Source organism: Streptomyces sp. TAA486, assembly GCF_000426165.1.
Genome location: NZ_AUEV01000018.1, coordinates 141,350 through 157,081, shown reverse-complemented (window position 1 = coordinate 157,081; position 15,732 = coordinate 141,350). Strand labels below are relative to the sequence as shown.

The following is a 15,732-nucleotide window of genomic DNA, read 5'->3' as shown; positions in this document are numbered from 1 at the left end:
CGCGACCCCAGTCGGGCCCGCGCGCCGGTTCACACCTTGGAGCGCTCCGGAATCGCGTCGCCCGCGGGTGCATCGCTGCGCCCGTAGTGGTGCGTCGTGAACATGTACAGCAGGCCCGTGCCGACGACCACGCCGCCGCACAGCAGCACGATCCAGTTCTCGAACCAGGACTGGTCCGGGTTGCGCGCCCAGGAGATGTTGATGATCGCGAAGATGCCGTAAGCGAGCGCCCCGGCGTTGATGAGCATCCCCCAGCGCCCCAGCTGGAACTCCCCGTTGGGCCGCCAGCCCTTCAACCGTGCGCGCAGCGCGGCGAGTACGACCATCTGGAACGAGCCGTAGATCCCGAGGATGGCGAACGAGACGATCTTGGTGAGGGCGTCCTCGGAGATCAGCGAACCGAAGGCGATGACCGTCGGGATGACGGCGGCCACCAGCAACGCGTTGTGCGGCACGGCACGGGCGTAGGAGAACGAGCGCAGCACCTGGTGCCCGACGATCATCTTGTCCCGTGCGTAGGAGTAGATGAGGCGCCCCGCGGCGGCCTGAAGGCTGACCGTGCAGGACAGGAACGAGATGAGCACGACGCCCATGACCGTGCGGGCCCCGAACTCGCCCAGCGCGTCGAAGAGCACACGCACGACCGGGTCGGTGTCCTTGCCCGCGATCACCGCCTTGTAGTCGGAGACGGCAAGAAGCAGCGACAGGCAGGTGAACGACGCCGCCGCGCCTCCGACGTACACGGTGCGGCGCATCGCCTTGGGGATGACCACTCCCGGGCGCGCGACCTCCTCGGCGAGGTCCCCGCACGCCTCGAATCCGTAGTACTGGTAGAAGCCGATGATTGCCGCCGCGAGGAACGCCGGCAGATACGAACCGCCCTCCGTCGCACCGAAGTTGTCGAAGAGGACGCCGAGCCCGTGGAACCGGTGCGTTGCCAGGAGCCACACGCCCACGACGACGGCGCCGATGAGCTCCGCGCTGAAGCCGATGATGGCGGCCTTCGAAAGAGCCTTCGTGCCCGCGTAGTTGATGAGCGCGGCGATCACGATGAGCGCCACGGTGCACAACACCGTGGTGTGCACGGACGCTCCGAGGCCGAAGAGGATCGCGATGAACGGCCCGGCTCCGTATGCGACGGCGGTGATCGTGACCAGCAGCGCCCACATGTAGACCCAACCGGTCATCCACGCCCAGCGGATGCCCCACAGGCGGCGCGCCCACGGGTAGACGCCGCCCGCGATGGGGTACTGCGCGACGGTCTCACCGAAGACGAGCGCCACGAGGAACTGCCCGGCGCCTGCCAGCACGAACGCCCAGATCATCGGGGGACCGCCGGTGGCCAGCGCCGTCGCGAAGAGGGTGTAGGTGCTCACCACGGGGGAGAGGTAGGTGAAACCGAGCGCGAAGTTCGCCCAGGGTCCCATCTCCTTGCGGAACTCGGAGCCGTGCTCGGCGCTCCCCCCGCCGCTTCCACCTTGTCCGCCTGCCGCGGGGGAACTTCCGGCGTCCGTCATCGCTGCTCCTCTCCCAGCACGTTGCTTCCACCGGCCGACGCCGGTGTGGGACCGGCCCGGCCGGTGATCAGATCCACGGCACGCTCGGCGACGAGCAGCACGGTGACCATCGGGTTGACGATCGGCAGGTCCGGGAAGACGGACGCGTCGACCACCCGTACTCCCTCTTCGCCGCGCAGCCGCAGCAGCGGATCGAGGACCGCGCCCGCGTCGCCGGCGCCGCCCATCCGGCACGTGCCCGCCGGGTGGTAGACGGTGTGCGCCGCGCGCCGCCCGTACTCGGACAGCTCCGCGTCGGTGGTCACGTCGGGACCGGGGGCGGTCTCCCGCACCAGCCAGTCACGCAGCGGCCCGGTCGCGGCCACCTCGCGGGCGATGCGCAGGCCGTCCACGATGGTGCGCTCGTCGTAGCCCTGCGGGTCGGTGAAGTAGCGGAAGTCCAGGGCGGGTTTCTCCCCCGGGTCGGCGCTTCGCAGCCAAAGCCTCCCCCGGGAGCGGGACTTGGGCACGTTCGGCGTCATGCACACCCCGTACGGGGGTGTCGGCAGGCCGAGGCGCTCGGTGTTGCGGGTGAACGGCACCTGGTAGAAGTGGAACATCAGGTCAGGGCCGGGCTCGGCGGCGTCGCGCCGTACGAACAGGCCCGCGTCGGAGTCCATCGCGGAGTTGGGCGGCAGCGGGCCCGCCGTCTCCCAGACGATGACCGACTCCGGGTGGTCGAGCAGGTTCTCCCCCACGCCGGGCAGATCGGTGAGGACGTCGATGCCCAGCGAGCGCAGTTCGTCGGCGGGGCCGATGCCGGAGAGCATCAGCAGCCTCGGGGTGTCGATCGCCCCCGCGCACAACAGCAGTTCGCGCTGGGCGCGCACCGTGCCGTCCGACCCGTCGGCGTACCGGACCCTGACCCGGGTGAGGCGGCCGTCCCCGTCGCGCAGCAGGCGGTACGCCCAACTCTCCAGCTTCAGCGTCAGGTTGGAACGGTGCATGACGGGGTGCAGATAGGCGACGGACGCCGACGAGCGGTGCCCGGTGGCCGGGTCGTAGGCCAAGGAGAAGAATCCGGCGCCCTCGGTGAAGGGATGGGCGTTGAAGTCGTCGACGACGGGCACGTCGAGGGCGTCGACCGCGGCGGTGATGAAGTCGTGCGCGACGGGATTGCGGTCCTTCTCGGCCACGGGGCGGATCGAGTTCCGCAGCCGGTGCCGGTACGGAAGCAGCGTCCCGGCGTCCCAGCCGGCTGCGCCGGCGCGCACCCACTCCTCCAGCTCGTGCGGGAAGGGCAGGAAGCTGATGAGGGTGTTGTGGGAGGAGCAGCCGCCCAGCACGCGTGCCCGTGAGTGCAGGATGTGCGAGTTGCCGCGGGGCTGTTCGACCGTGGGATAGCGGTAGTCGTAGTCGGTGTCGAGGAGATTGATCCAGTTCCGCAGCTTCAGCACGTTCTCGTCTCCGACGTCGCTGGGACCGCCCTCGATGACGCACACCCGGCAGTGCGGGTCCTCGCTCAGCCGCGCGGCCAGCACACAGCCGGCGGTGCCGCCGCCGACGATCACGTAGTCGTAGGCGTCGTCGTCCCTGCCGGACCCGCCCGTTGCCGGCGTGTCTGCCATCTGCGTTCTCTTCTCCGCCGGTGACCGGCCTTGTCCCGTGCCTCAGCCCTTGAACCATCCGGACGGCGCCGGCGAGAGGTTGTGGTAGATGTGCTTGGCCTCCTGGTACTCGCGCAGCCCGGTCGGCCCGAGCTCCCGTCCGATGCCGGACCTGCCGAAGCCGCCCCACTCGGCCTGCGGCACGTACGGATGGAAGTCGTTGATCCAGACGGTGCCGTGGCGCAGCCTGTTGGCCACCCGTTGGGCGCGTCCCGCGTCGTTGGTCCACACGCCGCCGGCCAGCCCGTAGCGCGTGTCGTTGGCCAGCTCCAGCGCCTCCTCCTCGGTGTAGAAGCGCTCCACCGTCACGACGGGCCCGAAGACCTCCTCCTGCACGATGCGCATCGTCGACTTGCAGTCGGCGTACACGGTGGGCAACAGGAAGAATCCGCTGGCCAGTTCGGGATCGTCGGGACGCCGGCCGCCGGTCACGAGCCGGGCCCCGTCCATGCGTGCGATCTCCAGATAGCTCTCCACCTTCGCGCGGTGCTCGGCGGAGACGAGGGGGCCGCTCTCGGTCATCGGCTCCAGACCGTTGCCGAGGCGGATCGCCTCGGCCCTGGAGGCGAGTTCGGACACGAAGCGGTCGTGGACGCCGTACTGGACGATGAGGCGTGAGCCGGCCGAGCAGACCTGCCCGGAGTGCAGGAAGGCGGCGTCCAGCGCGTAGTCGAGCGCGGCTTCGAAGTCGGAGTCGTCGAAGATGATGTTGGGGTTCTTGCCGCCCAGTTCCAGGGCGATGTTCTTCACGCCGGACGCCGCGTTCTCCATGATCTTCCGGCCGGTCGCCAGCCCGCCGGTGAAGGAGACCATGTCGACCTCCGGGTGGGAGGTCATGGCGGCTCCTACGGTGGGGCCCGCGCCCAGCACGAGGTTGGCGACGCCCGGCGGGGTGCCGGCCTCCTCCAGGAGGCCCATCAGCGCGATCGTCGTCAGCGGCGTGATCTCGCTCGGCTTGAGAACGAAGGTGTTTCCCGCGGCGAGTGCGGGCGCGACCTTCCACGAGGTCTGGAGCAGCGGGTAGTTCCACGGCGAGATCAGCGCACATACGCCGACGGGCTGGTACACGACCCGGCTCAGCACGTCCGGTCCGACGTCGACGACGCGGCCGGCCTCCTTGCCCACGATCTCGGAGAAGTAGCGGAAGGCGCTCGCGATGTCCTCGATGTCGAGGCGCGACTCGGTCAGCGTCTTTCCGGTGTCCAGGGTTTCCATACGGGCCAGTTGCTCCAGGTCACGCAGGAGCAGTTCGTGCACGCGGTAGAGGACGTCGGCGCGCCGGCGGGCGGGCGCCCATGCCCAGTCGGCGCGTTCGAAGGCCCGCTTGGCGGCCCGTACGGCGATGTCGACGTCCGTCTCGTCGCCCTCGGCGACACTCGTGATGACCCTGCCGTCGAACGGATTGATCACGTCCCGCGATCGGCCCGAGACGCCTCCGGTCCATTCACCGTCGATATACAGCTCGGCCATCGCGAAACCCCTCACTTGCCCGTGGTGTTCGTCGCCCCCGATCTCGGCATGACCGCTCCAACATCGTGCGGGGCGAGGCCGCCTCCTACGGGGCGCACCGAACGGGGGGACTTGGGGAGGGGATGTTGACCCAGGTGGTCTAAGAACGGGCGAGCGCGTGAACGGAGTTGGCCACGGCCCGGAGCCGCCGCAGGGCGGGCCCGGCGGGGGCCCGCCCGGGTGCGTCGTACGCGACAGCTTCCGTCACACGGCGGAGGGCCGTCAGGCCCCAGACGGGTGAGGATGCCGGGACCCACGTGAGTGGACGGGGCCGCACGCCGGTTGCCCCTGCCCCGGGAACCCGTCGGACTGCCGGGCCACCGGACCGCCGGCATGACGGTCCGGCCCGGTTCCCGGAGCGGGGCTTCACACGAGGACTCGGTCCCGGACTGGTTTCTCCGGAACTCAGACGCGGCGTGCGCCGTTCGCGAGGATCGCGTCCCGCAGGTACTCGGCCATCCCCGGCTTGATCGCCTCGTAGTACGCGGTGAAACGCTCGTCCGCGACGTACATCTCGCCGAGGCAGGTGTGCATCTCGTACGGGCACTCGTAGAAATTGCGGGAGATCTGCTGCCTGTGCTCCTCGGCCAGGTCCATCGCCGCCTCGGACTCGGGTCCTTCACCACTGTCCATCTGTTCGGTGAAGCGGCGGCTCCACTCCTCGCCTTCCTCCTTGATCCGCAGCCAGTCCTCCTTGGTGTAGGAAGCCGTTCTGCGCTGCGACTCGCGGTACGCGTCGGTGTCGCCCCAGCGCTGCTGGGTCTCCTCCGCGTACTGGTCGGGGTCGTTGTCCCCGAAGACTTCGAACTTCTCCTCGGGCGTGAGGTTGATGCCCATCTTCCGTGCCTCCATCGCGTGTTCGACGGCGGCGGCCATCTTCTGCAGCTTCTCGATCCTCGAACGCAGCAGTTCGTGCTGCCGCCGCAGGTGTTCCCGCGGGTCCACGTCCGGGTCGTCGAGCAGGGCCGCCACCTCTTCGAGCGGAAAGCCGAGCTCCCGGTAGAAAAGGATCTGCTGGAGCCGGTCCAGGTCGGCATCGCCGTACAGGCGGTGGCCGGCGTGGCTGCGCTCGCTGGGCACCAGCAGGCCGATCTCGTCGTAGTGGTGCAGCGTGCGCACGGTCACCCCGGCGACTCCGGCGACCTTTCCCACGGAGTAGCTCATCTGCGCTCCTCTCTCGTACGCACTTCACGATGAGTCCTCACGTGACGTGAGGTGCAAGCGGAATTTCTCGGGACGGCCATCGCCGGCCTGCCGCGTACGGCCCGTGGCCCTACTCGCCCGGTGCGGGCAGGGGCGGCCGTGGCCCGGTGTAGTGGCCGCGGGGCCGCAGACGCAGCGGACGTTCGCCGTACTCCTCGAGCGCGTGGGCGACCCAGCCGGCCGTGCGCGCGACGGCGAAGACCGCCTCGCTCGCCTCGGGGCTCATGCCTGCGCCGAGCGTGAGCACCGCCAGGGCGAGGTCGATGTTGGCCTGCCGCCCGGCCGTCGCCGCGATCTCGTGCGCCGCCGCGAGCGCGTCGGCGCAGGCGGGAACTTCCTCGAGCCATGTGAACAGGGCACGGGCCCGCGGGTCCTCACCGGGATAGACGCGGTGCCCGAGGCCCGGCACGCGGCGCCCGGCCCTGAGGGTCTCGGCCACCACCGCCGTGGCGCTGCCGCGTTCCACGACCTCGGCCAGCATGCGGTGGGCGCCCGCGCCCGCGGCGCCGTGCAGCGGGGCGTCGAGCGCGCCGAGCGCGGCGGAGACGACCGCGTACGGGTGGGCACGTGCGGACGCGGCGACACGTGCCGCGAGCGTCGACGCCGCGAGGTCGTGGTCGAGGAGAAGGATCATCGCCCGCTCGAGGGCGCGTACGAACGCCTCCGTCGGACGGCGACCGGTCAGGCGTGGCCACAGCGCACTGACGAGGCCGCCGGCTGCCGCGCCCGCTTCCTCTCCGTCCGGGCCGCTCCCCTGCAGCGGCAGCGCACCCACCATGACGGGCAGCAGTCCGCGGGCCCGCGCGATCACCGCCTCCTCCGCGAGGTCGAAACGCAGCGGGTCGGCCACGGCCGCCGCGACGACGGCGGCGCGCAGCCGGTCGGTGACGGCGCAGTGTCCGGGCAGCGCGCCGGCGGCCGTACGAGCGGCGTCCAGCAGCGGGGGAGGAGCGGTGAAGCGCAGCCCGGGTGTGAGCCGACCCGTCCACAGCCAGTCGGCCGCTTCCTCGAAGGTGTGGGTCGCGGCCAGCTCACGGGCGTCGACGCCCCGGAACCAGCATCCGTCGGGCTCGATCAGCGTGATGCCCGTCCGTACGGTCATGGCCTCGGGCGCTGCCTGCCGCGGTGCGGCGGCGGGCCTGCGGGCGGCGTCCGCCAGCGCCTGGACCTCGTCGGCGTCGAACGTGCTGCCGCGGCCGCCCGCGGAGCGGCGGCTGCTCAGAAGGCCGCGGCTCACGTACGCGTAGACCGTCTCGGGCTTCACCCCGAGCCGCTCGGCTGCCTGCCGGGTGCTCAGCCGGGGCCGCTCTTCGGAGCTGTCGCCGCCGCCCTGCTCGCTCACACACACTCCCGAGACTTGCATTGATTCGATCAATATTGACGGAACTGAGTAAAGCATGGACAGTCGAAATCAAGTAAGGGGTACGGGGAAACGGAGATCCGACATGGAGCAACAGGGCATCGAGGTCCCGCGCGGACTGTCCGGAGTCGTCGTCACGGACACCACCCTCGGGGACGTACGCGGACGCGAGGGCTTCTACCACTACCGGCAGTACTCGGCCGTGGAGCTGGCCGAGCGCCGCACGTTCGAGGACATCTGGCATCTCATGTTTCACGGGGAACTCCCGGACCGCGCCGCCCGCGTGGAGTTCACCAAACTCACCGCCGGGCTGCGCCACCTGCCCGGACCCGTGCGCGAGGCCCTGCCCGCCGTCTCCCGGGCCACGGCCGCCTCCGGTCCGCTGGCCGGGCTGCGCACCGCGCTCTCGCTGGCCGGCGCGGCGGCGGGATTCCGTCCGGTCTACGACCTCACACCGGGTGAGCGCCGCGAGGACGCCCTCGCGGCGTGCGCGCTCGTGCCGACGCTGCTGACCGCACTGCACCGGCTGGGCCAGGGCCTCAAACCCGTGGAACCGCGCGACGACCTGCCGTACGCGGCCAACTACCTCTACATGCTCACCGGCGAGGAGCCCGCCCGGCGCGAGGCCCGGGCGGTGGAGCGCTACCTCATCTCCACCGTCGACCACGGGTTCAACGCCTCGACCTTCACCGGACGCGTGATCGCCTCGACCGGAGCCGACGTCGTCGCGTGCCTGACCGGCGCGATCGGCGCCCTGTCCGGGCCGCTGCACGGCGGTTCGCCCAGCCGCGCGCTGGACGCGCTGGAGGCCATCGGCACGCCGGACCGTACGGACGCCTGGGTGCGGGACCGCGTGCGGGCCGGCGAGCGGATCATGGGCTTCGGGCACCCCGTCTACCGCACGGAGGACCCGCGTTCGCGCATGCTGAAAGGGATCGCCCAGGAATTCGGTGGCCCGCTGGTCGACTTCGCGACGCAGGTCGAGGAATGTGTCGAGGCCGTGCTGGCCGAGCTCAAGCCGGGGCGTGAGCTCCACATCAACGTGGAGTTCTACGCGGGCGTCGTCATGGAGCTGTGCGGGCTGCCGCGTTCGATGTTCACGCCGACGTTCTGCGCGGCACGCGTGGTGGGCTGGAGCGCCAACATCCTTGAGCAGGCCGGGGATTCGAAGATCATTCGCCCCTCCGCCCGCTACACGGGGCCGGTGCCGCCCGCTCCGGTGCCGCAGCTGCCGTCGGCGCCGGCCGCCTGACCTGCCGGCTCGCGGGCTCCCCGCCTCGTGTTTGACAGCGTCGGACGACGCGCGGATAGCCTCACAATATGACAACTATGTTCAGAAAGGCCCTCGGTGTGCTGCCGCGCGTGGGGGTGCAGGTACTCGATCTCGGCCCGGGTGCCGCGGTGGTCTCCCGGCGTGGCGGCTACTCGGCCACGAAGATGAGCGGGGACGCCTGGATGGTCGGCGGAAAGGGGCCGGGTACCCGCACCCCCGCCGACGGGTGGGGCTTGCACAAGTCGGCCGCGAGCAGCCTGTGTTCCCGGCACGTCGCCGATCTGCTGGTCAACTACGACGTCAACTGCGTATTCGACGTCGGGGCCAACAAGGGGCAGTACGGCAAGCAGCTGCGCGAGTTCGGCTACCGGGGCAGGATCGTCTCCTTCGAGCCCGTTCCGGACGCCCTGGCCACGCTGCGCAAGGTCGCCGAACGGGACCCGGACTGGCAGGTCCACCCCTTCGCGCTGGGGCGCAGCGAGTCGGTCGAGAACATGCACCTGGGGTGGAAGACCATGAACTCGCTGCTGGAGCCCAGCGAGTACGGACAGAAGCGCTACAAGCGGTTCGCCGACACCTCCAGCACGACCGAGGTGCAACTGCGGCGGCTCGACGCGATCATGGACGACGCCCTGGCGGGCATCGCCGACCCGCGGCCGTACCTGAAGATGGACACGCAGGGCTTCGACATGGAGGTCTTCGCCGGCGCCGGGAAGCGCAAAGGCGAGTTCGTCGGGATGCAGTCGGAGGTTGCCGCGCTGCAGCTCTACGAGGGGAGCCCGCACATGTCCGAGGCCATCGCCGCCTACGAGGACGCGGGCTTCGAGATCACCGGCATGTATCCCGTCACACGTGAGGGATCCACAGGGCGGGTCGTCGAATTCGACTGCGTATTGGCCCGCGCCTCGGCGGCACCGGCCCAACTGCCTTGAATCCACGGTGAGTCGGACGACGTGCCGTGCGCGAGGCGACCACACGGCACGTCGGTCCGGTTCACCCCGGCAACGCCCCCCTGAAGAAACGGCGAGGTCAGGCGCTGGCGTGAGTGAGATCCCCCACGGCATCTCTCACCCCGGGCGTGGGACCCGGACCGCCCGAGGGTGCAGCGGACGTGGTGGTCACTGCATGACTTCCGGCCTGTGGGCCGCCGTTCACCTTCGCTTCGTACGTTGCGGGCAGGCACGCAAATGAGCCGTAATCCACTCGAAAGGCAGCAGTGCAATACACGTCGCCCACGGTCAGCGAGCCACCGGTCAAGGTGAGCGTCGTCGTTCCCACCCACAACACCGGGAAGACGGTTCTGACCGGACTGCGCTCCTTCCTCGGCCAGACCATGCCGCGCACGGACTTCGAGGTCATCTACGTCGACGACGGCTCCAGCGACGACACGGTCGCACTGCTGGAGGACGAAGTCGCCGACCAGGGAGCCGAGTCGGTCGTCCGGCTCATCCGCATCCCCAACTCGGGCTGGCCCGGCAGGCCGCGCAACATCGGCATGGACGCCGCCCGTGGCGAGTTCGTCCACTTCGTCGACGACGACGACTGGCTCGCTCCCGAAGCCCTGGAGCGCACCTACGCGCGGGCGCGGGAGACCGGCGCCGACATCGTCGCGGGACGGATGGCCGGACACGGACGGCGGGCGCCCCGCGCCCTGTTCGAGAAGCCGATCGCCGCCGCTGACCTGCGCTCCGACACCGAGCTGCTCTCCTCGATGACCATCCACAAGCTGTTCCGGCGCTCGTTCCTCCAGGAGAACGAGCTGCGCTTCGCGGAGGGCCAAGTGCGGCTCGAGGACCACATGTTCACCCTGCGCGCCTATCTCCTCACCGGCCGCGTGGCCACCGTCCACGACTACACCTGCTACCACTGGGTGCGTCACGAGGGCGAGGGCCACAACATCAGCTACGAGAGGATCGAGCCGGGCCCGTACGTCGACAGCGTCCGGCGAGTGCTTGCCATCCTCGACGCCCCTGACACCCGCGTCGCCCCCGGCCGTCACCGCTACCGGCTGGCCGCGAACTGGTACGGCAAGAAGGCGCTCGCCCGGATCAGCGGACAGCGATTCCTCGACCAGCCCGGGCCACGCAAGGCCGAATGGCTCGACGCCGTCGGCGCCCTGGCCGCCGAGATGCCGCCCAAGGCGGACGCGGCACTGACGACGCGGCTGCGGATCGTCGCGGCCCTCGCCAGGAACCGCGAGCTCGAACCCCTTGAAGAACAGGCGGAGTTCGAAGCCGGAGTGGACCACCGGCCCCGCGTCCGCTCGGCCGGCTGGAAGGACGGCCGGCTGACCGTCAGGTGCGAGACGCGGCTCGTGCGCAGGAAGGGCAGGGGCATCTCCTCCGCGCCGCTTCTCTTCTCCCGCGCGGGAGGCCGGCGCCTGCTGCAGCTGCCGCCCCGCGTCGCCGCCGTGCCAGGAGCCTCGGAGGCGGCCGACTTCACCAAGGCGGTGCAACGCAGCAACGTCCGGGGTCTCCTGCGCCACCGCGAAGGAGGAACGGTGCTCAGCGTGCCGCTGACCCACCGCGTGGTCGAGGTGCCCGCGCGGGACGGGAGCACCGCGGCGGAACCGGTGGCCAGGGCCGCGCGCCGGATGGGGCTGCCGGCACGGCTCACGTCCCGCCTCCCGGGAACCGGCCGGAGCCAGGATGATGCGGACACGTGCTCCCTGAGCTTCGAGACCGAGTTCACCGTCGACCCCTCGACGGCCGACAACGGCAAGCCACTGGCCCCCGGCACCTGGGACCTCCAGCTCCAACTGGGCTGCGGCGGCTGGCGCTTCGCGCGGGCGCTGCGCGGCTACTCGATCGACGTGCCGGCGGAGCCGACGCGGGCGGTTCCGGCGGTGCGCGCGCCGGGCAGGCTTCCGCGTCCACGCCCTCGTCGCGGACGGCAGGCCGTCCCCGCAGCCCGCGGGTGACGGAGCAAGCGGCCGGCGAACGCGGCCTTCACCGAGCCCCCCGGATGACGACCGCGGGCCCCGGCCACGGGAGGTGGCCGGGGCCCTGACTCACAGGTCGGCCCCCCGCTGCTTCATACCGCGGCGTGTCAGGCCGACCCGTTGCCCCCCGAGGTGGGAGCGGCCGGGCGGAGGGCGGAGAGGAAGGTCTGGAAGTCCTCGAGGACGTCGTCGAGCTGGCTCATCTTTGCCGTCAACGCCACCTCGATCTCGACGAGTTCACCGCGCTGCTGCTCGTTCTCCAGCAGCAGGATGAACTGGCTCTGCGCGAGCTCCATCGGTTGCTGGTTGACGGTGGCCTGGATGCGCAGGTTCTGCACGATCCCCGGGGCGTCGACGAGGCCCGGCGCCGCCGAGGTGCCCACCTCGGCGCGCTTGACGATCTCGACGGCGCCGAGGTTCTCGCGCAGCCGCTGCACCGACTCCTCAGCGAGGCGGTGCAGGTTCCCCGAACCCTCGAGGGTGTGGCCGGTGACCGTGATGTTGGGCGTGAAGCCCTGCCCCTGTGAGGCCTTGTGCAGCCCGACGAAGGCGGCGTGCGGTGCGCCGACCTTGTCCGGGGGCGCCGACTCCCAGCCCTGCGGAAGCTCGACGTTGAGCGGCACCGGAAGTGTGCCCGTCATGGTGGATCAACTCCTTGCGGTACGGATGTCGACGGTACGGGAAACGACGGGGAGGAGCCGCCGGCGGGGAGCCCCGTGCGGGGCCGCCCCGCGGCGGATCAGTCGAACCAGCCGCCGACCGTGTCCTTGGCGCTCGAACCCCAGTCCCCGACCGCGTCCGCCGCGTCGCCGGCCGCATCGGTGACCTTGCCCGGGTCGATCTCGATCTGACCGCCGAGCTTGCCGCCGAGGCCCAGGCCGACCCCGGCCTCGCCGCCGATGACGAACGTTCCGTCGTCCTTGAAGCCGGCGTCGAACTTGGCCTCGGCCCCGACTCCGGCCCAGCCCTCGGCAGTACCACCGACGCCGACACCCGCCACCGAGGCGTGCCCCTCCGCTTCGGCCTTGGCACCGGCGAACGCTCCGGCTTCACCGTGGGCGCCGTCCATGCCGACGGATCCCTTGGCCTCCGCCTGGGCGCCGGCGAAGGCCGAAGCCTTGCCGGAGGTCTCGAAGTAGCCGGCCTGGTACTTGCCTTCGGCCGAGGCCTGGGCCAGGTATGCCTTTCCGGAGGCAGAGGCGGTGGCGTTCCCGTCCTGCAGACCGACGCCTGCCTGGCCCTCGACGCCGAGAAGGTTCACGCCCGCCGTGCCGGAGACCTCGCCACCCGCGAAGTCGCTCCGGCCCTGGGCCTCCGCCCCCCACACGCTCGCCTTTCCGGATACGGAGGGACCCATCACGGAGATGCCGGGGCCCTTGCCGGAGATCTCCTCGCGCAGGTTTCGCCGCTGTTCGGGAGTCATGTCCTTGAAATCGCCCCAGGCCCGGCGGTTCGTGAGCGGGTTCATCTCACGGTTGACCAACTCCATACTGGTCTTGCCGGTGTTACTCTCGGCTGCCGCCGCCGAGAAGAACAGCCAGTCCGGTGCGCCCTCGGCCTTTCCGCCCTGGGCCTCGAACTTCTTCGCGGCGGTGTCGCCCGCGGTGTTCAGCTGGCTGCGCGCAGAGTTGAGCGTCGTCTCGGCCGCGGCCTCGTTCCCGCTCTCGTGCTGCTCGATCGCCCGCTCCGCCTGGGACTGGGCCCAGGTGAGGGTCCTGATGTAGTCGCGCAGTGCCTTCTCGGCCTCGTCCATCGAATCGGAACCGCGGTGCCAGCGCGCCTTCTGTGGTGAGAAGTCCTTCCAGAAGGCGTCGCTGGCCTTGCCCTCCCAGCTGGGAATGCGGATGGCGCCCAGGTCGTCGCCGACGCCTTCGAGGGTCTTGGACCTGGCGCGGAGCTTGTCGGCCCGGCCAGTGAGGTCTTCTGGGTCGCCCGGTATCAGCTGGCGCGGATCGCGGGTCTCGCCGAGTTGTGCCGCCATTGTTTCCCCGTTAGTTGATCAAGCCCGGCGCGCCGACCGCGGGCCCGGTGAAGTGGTTCTGTGACTGCTGCTCGGAGCGCTCGTACGACGCGGCGTTGTCGTTGAGTTTGTCCGCGGAGGACTCCGCGTCGTCCTTGAGCGTCTTGGTGACGGCCACGTTCCAGGTGGCCATCAGCTCCGAGAAGGCCTTGGCGGCGTCGCCGTGGCCGAAGTCGGCGCCGTTCGCGATGTCATCGAGCTTGGCGTCGTCGCCCTTGCCGACTGCCTTCTTGATCTTTCCCGATGCCGAGCGAAGTTCGCTCGGCTCGACGCGCATGTCCGCCATGCGGACCCCCCGTTTTCGACTCGTTATTCAGGGGGTGAACTGCAGTCACTGCCCCGTTGGTTGACGCTCAGTCAACCATTCTCTCTTGCCGATGACTTCGGCAAGGGGCAAGACCACAGTCTCTGCAAGAGACGTTCACATGACGCCGTTGCGTGGGCAGTAGGCCCCCCGAGGGGCATCCAGGGGCGAGGGAGACGGGAGCACGGCGTCCCGGCCGCCGGCTGACGGTGGCCAGGACGGCTCCGCTACGACGTCTGGGCCGGAAGCCTGCCGACGGCGTCGGTGAGGAAGTCCAGCATCACGTCGAGGTTCTCGGTCGAGAGCTTCTCCTCCCGACGCCACGTGAGCAGATGCCCGTAGCGCACCTCGAGCGGCCACTCGCCGGCGCGCGGGTCGGAGATCAGGAACTGGCCCAGCCCGCCCTGCAGCAACACCACCGCGCTCTGCTCGTCCTCGGCGACGATGTGGAACTGCTCGTCGAGTTGGGGGATCCCCGTGGCGAGCGGAGTACCAGAGGTGAGCCTGCTGTGCCAACGCCGGTGCAGGATGCGGATGTCAGGAACAGGTGCGGTCAACTTCAGCGCCCACACGGGAAAGTAGTGGATCTGCTGCTGCATGTGATCGTCCACCCCGGACCCGACGGAGAGGGTGCTCTGGTACTCGAAGGCCCGGAATGCGAATCCGCGATGCGTGCCGACGACGACGTTGCCGCCCGCCACTCCCTTCGCGACGGGCAGCGGCCCGGCACCGGAGAACTCATCGATGAGCCCGGGGACACCGACCGCGTAAGTCCATCCACGACCCTCTGCCAGGGCCCTCAGCTCCGCGCGCCCCTCCGCCCTGCTCTGCGCACGCCGGGCAGCCCGCTTCCGGGACCAGATGAACAGCGCCGCCATCGCGACGAACCACAACACGTAGAACAAGGCTTCCATGACGTCAGCATGCCTCCCTGTGCCCCGGTAGGCCCAGCCCCCGCGCACTCCGATACAACCTGCACCTCAGCCTCACATGTCATCACACGCGCGTTCCTTCGGGGCCCGTCCCCGCGTCGCGCCTGTGTTCCGGGTTCCCTACGCTGTGCCGAGCCGAACTACCGGCCCGCCCGGGACTGTTCGGGCGCGCGAGGGCGCCACACCACCGGAGGGGGATGTCGTGAGCGACAAGTGGACGAGCGGCCGCACCATTGCCGAACACGGGCCGAGCGGCAAGAAGTTCACGCTGGTCATCGGCAACAAGGAGTACCCGCGGCGGGTCGCGGCGCTCGTCATGGGCGGAGTGGTGCTGGTGATGGGCGGGTTCTTCGCCAGCGTGCTCGGACTCATCTACTGGGGGAATCAGAAGGACAGTCGGAGTACGGGCGAGGAGGCCGGGCTGGCCCAACTGGCCCGCGAGCACGGCTGGTCGCACGAGCCGAGCAGGCCGGGGGTCGTGGACCGGCTCGAGGGTGTGGAGCCGTTCCCCGATGTGAGCACCGGACTGCAGGTGTCGGACTACACGCACGGCCGGTACAAGGGACGGGAGTTCCGGTACTTCGAGTACGAGGACGAATCGACGGGCACGCGGGTCAACGGCAGGGAGCAGTCGGAGTACTACGCCGTGTTCGCCGTCTCGACACCCGGGGAGGTGCCGCGGACCGTCATCCGCGAAGAGGGCTTCCTGGACTCGGTGTTCGGCGGCGGGGAGATCGTCGCGACCGGGGACGCGGAGTTCGACGCCGACAACCGCGTGATCGCCGAGGACCGGGCGGCGGCGAAGCGGCTCGCGGCACCGGGGCTGACCCGCCAACTCGCACGTGAGCCCGCGCTGAAGGACCAGCCGCTGCGGTTCGAGAACGGCGAGGTCCTCACCTGGCACGAGGAGCGGCTGCGCCCGCAGGACGTGCTGCGCAAGCTCGATTACCTGTCCCGGGTGGTCGACCACGCACCGGCACGCGCCTGGCAATAGCCAAGGGACCCGAACACCGGCGGAACGTCCGGC

The 15,732-nt window shown here is 70.2% G+C and carries 13 protein-coding genes; 4 read left to right on the top strand and 9 right to left on the bottom strand.

The window, feature by feature from the left end; translation table 11 throughout:
* Positions 1-29: 29 nt before the first annotated feature.
* From I004_RS0124085 to I004_RS0124065, 5 genes are all read right to left on the bottom strand, one after another.
* A complete protein-coding gene (locus tag I004_RS0124085) occupies positions 30-1,517 on the bottom strand; it encodes an amino acid permease (RefSeq protein WP_028437599.1) in 1,488 nt (495 codons plus the stop codon).
* The gene (locus I004_RS0124080) at positions 1,514-3,124 is read right to left on the bottom strand and encodes a GMC oxidoreductase (RefSeq protein WP_028437598.1); all 1,611 of its coding nucleotides are present in this window, start codon (positions 3,122-3,124) and stop codon (positions 1,514-1,516) included. Before I004_RS0124080 ends, I004_RS0124085 begins: the two co-directional genes overlap by 4 nt.
* Positions 3,125-3,166: 42 nt before the next feature.
* Complete coding sequence (locus tag I004_RS0124075) at positions 3,167-4,633, bottom strand: aldehyde dehydrogenase family protein (protein WP_028437597.1); 1,467 nt, start codon at positions 4,631-4,633, stop codon at positions 3,167-3,169.
* 444 nt (positions 4,634-5,077) lie between these two features.
* Positions 5,078-5,836, bottom strand: a complete 759-nt coding sequence (locus I004_RS0124070) for a MerR family transcriptional regulator (RefSeq protein WP_028437596.1) — start codon at positions 5,834-5,836, stop codon at positions 5,078-5,080.
* A 109-nt stretch (positions 5,837-5,945) separates the two neighbouring features.
* Positions 5,946-7,238, bottom strand: coding sequence for a citrate/2-methylcitrate synthase (locus I004_RS0124065; RefSeq protein ID WP_078511731.1), 1,293 nt, complete (start codon positions 7,236-7,238; stop codon positions 5,946-5,948).
* 82 nt (positions 7,239-7,320) lie between these two features.
* On the opposite strand from I004_RS0124065, the gene I004_RS0124060 reads away from it, so the two are divergent.
* The 3 genes from I004_RS0124060 (at position 7,321) to I004_RS35725 (ending at position 11,428) form a co-directional block, all read left to right on the top strand.
* The gene (locus I004_RS0124060; RefSeq protein ID WP_028437594.1) at positions 7,321-8,487 is read left to right on the top strand and encodes a citrate/2-methylcitrate synthase; all 1,167 of its coding nucleotides are present in this window, start codon (positions 7,321-7,323) and stop codon (positions 8,485-8,487) included.
* A 68-nt stretch (positions 8,488-8,555) separates the two neighbouring features.
* Positions 8,556-9,440, top strand: a complete 885-nt coding sequence (locus I004_RS0124055) for an FkbM family methyltransferase (protein WP_028437593.1) — start codon at positions 8,556-8,558, stop codon at positions 9,438-9,440.
* Positions 9,441-9,724: 284 nt separating this feature from the next.
* Positions 9,725-11,428 carry a glycosyltransferase family 2 protein gene (locus I004_RS35725; protein WP_051345367.1) on the top strand — a complete coding sequence of 568 codons (1,704 nt, stop codon included), beginning with the start codon at positions 9,725-9,727 and terminating at the stop codon, positions 11,426-11,428.
* A 128-nt stretch (positions 11,429-11,556) separates the two neighbouring features.
* On the opposite strand, the gene I004_RS0124045 is transcribed toward I004_RS35725, so the two are convergent.
* The 4 genes from I004_RS0124045 to I004_RS0124030 all read right to left on the bottom strand — a co-directional run bounded on the left by I004_RS0124045 (position 11,557) and on the right by I004_RS0124030 (position 14,687).
* The gene (locus I004_RS0124045) at positions 11,557-12,090 is read right to left on the bottom strand and encodes a hypothetical protein (RefSeq protein ID WP_028437592.1); all 534 of its coding nucleotides are present in this window, start codon (positions 12,088-12,090) and stop codon (positions 11,557-11,559) included.
* 98 nt (positions 12,091-12,188) lie between these two features.
* Entirely contained in the window at positions 12,189-13,430 is a 1,242-nt protein-coding gene (locus I004_RS37690; protein WP_051345366.1) for a putative T7SS-secreted protein, read from the bottom strand.
* Between the two features lie 10 nt (positions 13,431-13,440).
* The gene (locus I004_RS0124035; RefSeq protein ID WP_028437591.1) at positions 13,441-13,755 is read right to left on the bottom strand and encodes a hypothetical protein; all 315 of its coding nucleotides are present in this window, start codon (positions 13,753-13,755) and stop codon (positions 13,441-13,443) included.
* Between the two features lie 245 nt (positions 13,756-14,000).
* Entirely contained in the window at positions 14,001-14,687 is a 687-nt protein-coding gene (locus tag I004_RS0124030; RefSeq protein ID WP_028437590.1) for a hypothetical protein, read from the bottom strand.
* Positions 14,688-14,907: 220 nt separating this feature from the next.
* On the opposite strand from I004_RS0124030, the gene I004_RS0124025 reads away from it, so the two are divergent.
* The gene (locus I004_RS0124025; protein WP_028437589.1) at positions 14,908-15,699 is read left to right on the top strand and encodes a hypothetical protein; all 792 of its coding nucleotides are present in this window, start codon (positions 14,908-14,910) and stop codon (positions 15,697-15,699) included.
* Positions 15,700-15,732: the final 33 nt, after the last annotated feature.

Bases quoted from the DNA above. Each gene is read 5' to 3' on its own strand.
- I004_RS0124045 (WP_028437592.1), bottom strand. From the start codon at position 12,090: ATGACGGGCACACTTCCGGTGCCGCTCAACGTCGAGCTTCCGCAGGGC.
- I004_RS0124060 (WP_028437594.1), top strand. From the start codon at position 7,321: ATGGAGCAACAGGGCATCGAGGTCCCGCGCGGACTGTCCGGAGTCGTC.
- I004_RS0124055 (WP_028437593.1), top strand. From the start codon at position 8,556: ATGACAACTATGTTCAGAAAGGCCCTCGGTGTGCTGCCGCGCGTGGGG.
- I004_RS0124085 (WP_028437599.1), bottom strand. From the start codon at position 1,517: ATGACGGACGCCGGAAGTTCCCCCGCGGCAGGCGGACAAGGTGGAAGC.
- I004_RS0124080 (WP_028437598.1), bottom strand. From the start codon at position 3,124: ATGGCAGACACGCCGGCAACGGGCGGGTCCGGCAGGGACGACGACGCC.
- I004_RS37690 (WP_051345366.1), bottom strand. From the start codon at position 13,430: ATGGCGGCACAACTCGGCGAGACCCGCGATCCGCGCCAGCTGATACCG.
- I004_RS0124075 (WP_028437597.1), bottom strand. From the start codon at position 4,633: ATGGCCGAGCTGTATATCGACGGTGAATGGACCGGAGGCGTCTCGGGC.
- I004_RS0124065 (WP_078511731.1), bottom strand. From the start codon at position 7,238: ATGCAAGTCTCGGGAGTGTGTGTGAGCGAGCAGGGCGGCGGCGACAGC.
- I004_RS0124070 (WP_028437596.1), bottom strand. From the start codon at position 5,836: ATGAGCTACTCCGTGGGAAAGGTCGCCGGAGTCGCCGGGGTGACCGTG.
- I004_RS0124030 (WP_028437590.1), bottom strand. From the start codon at position 14,687: ATGGAAGCCTTGTTCTACGTGTTGTGGTTCGTCGCGATGGCGGCGCTG.
- I004_RS0124035 (WP_028437591.1), bottom strand. From the start codon at position 13,755: ATGGCGGACATGCGCGTCGAGCCGAGCGAACTTCGCTCGGCATCGGGA.